Here is a 1,299-nt window from a genome sequence, read left to right as displayed (position 1 = left end):
GAACCACTCACTGATGAGAACCGCCGGGCCCCACACACCGTTTATCAAACAGTCCCTTGCCTGGCCTGGATCTATTTAAGTCGAGCGTCGAGTTCTCCGGTGACGTGAGCGACGGCACTGGCGTACAGGTCTCGCTCCTGACCGGTCAGATCACCTCGATCAACCAAGAGGCTGCGATGATGCAAGGACGTGAGGAACCGTTCGTAGACCTCCCAGGCATCACAGCGGATCATCACTTCTTCCACGGTGCCCGTGGCCGCCTGGTGCTCGCTGGCCGCCAGATAGACCTCGATCAAATCCCGGGTCTGGGCCCGGGTCATGGGCAGATGCCACGGGTCCACCGTGATCCGCCCACCAAGGTAAGCGAGGTCTTGGGCGGGGTCCCCGATCTCCGACCACTCCCAATCGATGTACCGCACCGTGGTGTCCCCCTCGACGAGGATGTTGGGCAACAACAGATCCCCATGGATCAGCCCGAAGGACGCCAACCGGTTGAAAGTCTTCTGCGCGTCCTGCAGGTATGCCCCCACCTTCCGGGCCAGTCGTGTCACGTCGGGCTCGGCCATCACTCCCGGGTGGTTATCGTTCCACCAGTCCAGCCCGGCGGCGAACTGACCGGCGATGTCCACCGCCTCCCGGCGTTCCTCCTCCGGGGTGGTCAGCTCACCGCAGCGGTCGAATCGCTGGGCATGCAGACGAGCCATCTGCTGGGCATGGGCCCGGACCAGAGCCGGAGTCCACTGCCCCGGTGTGAGGACGCGGCCGGGTATGAAGCTGACCACCATGTACGGAGCACCCAGGGGGTTGTCCGCCGACTCCTCCAGCACCAGGGCCTGCGGGCCGATGCCCTCGGGCACCAGGCTCAGCCCGTGGAACTCCTCCCGTATCGGCCGCGGCAACTCCTCCACCGGACGCCGGGCGATCCGCACCACCACTCGTTGCCCACCGGCCTCCAGCAACCACGCCGCGAAGCTCTCCCCATGCCCCAGCAGACGCACCTCGTCTCCGTCTCCCGGTGAGGAGCCCAGGCCGACCGCGGCCGGGGCCTGGCCAGCCAGATGAACCAGTCGGTCGACCATGGACGGATGCTCAGGACGGGCAGGAGTCATGAGCACAGTCTGCCCTCAATCAGACCTGGCTCGAGAACCAATGTCATGCCCCCGCTGCACCGAGGAAACGGCTCCAGCGCTCACACCGGAACCCTCACCGCGTCGTTCGAGTGCGCAACGCAGTGGCGCAGACTGCACGGGTTACGGCTTGCCGACGCGGCAATCGCCTCTCAATGCACTAGTGACAAAT

1 protein-coding gene is annotated in these 1,299 nt (G+C 65.2%); it reads right to left on the bottom strand.

From position 1 onward, the window contains the following. Window positions 1-71 precede the first annotated feature (71 nt). The gene (locus tag L979_RS14035; protein WP_052209918.1) at window positions 72-1,109 is read right to left on the bottom strand and encodes a phosphotransferase family protein; all 1,038 of its coding nucleotides are present in this window, start codon (window positions 1,107-1,109) and stop codon (window positions 72-74) included. Window positions 1,110-1,299: the final 190 nt, after the last annotated feature.

The organism is Kocuria sp. ZOR0020, from assembly GCF_000800955.1.
Classification (GTDB): Bacteria; Actinomycetota; Actinomycetes; order Actinomycetales; family Micrococcaceae; genus Kocuria; species Kocuria subflava.
Note: the sequence above shows the minus strand (reverse complement) of the source record. Positions and strands in the feature narration are given on the sequence as shown.

What these genes read in the sequence shown, in the direction of transcription:
- L979_RS14035 (WP_052209918.1), bottom strand. Translation starts at nt 1,109, where the DNA reads ATGACTCCTGCCCGTCCTGAGCATCCGTCCATGGTCGACCGACTGGTT.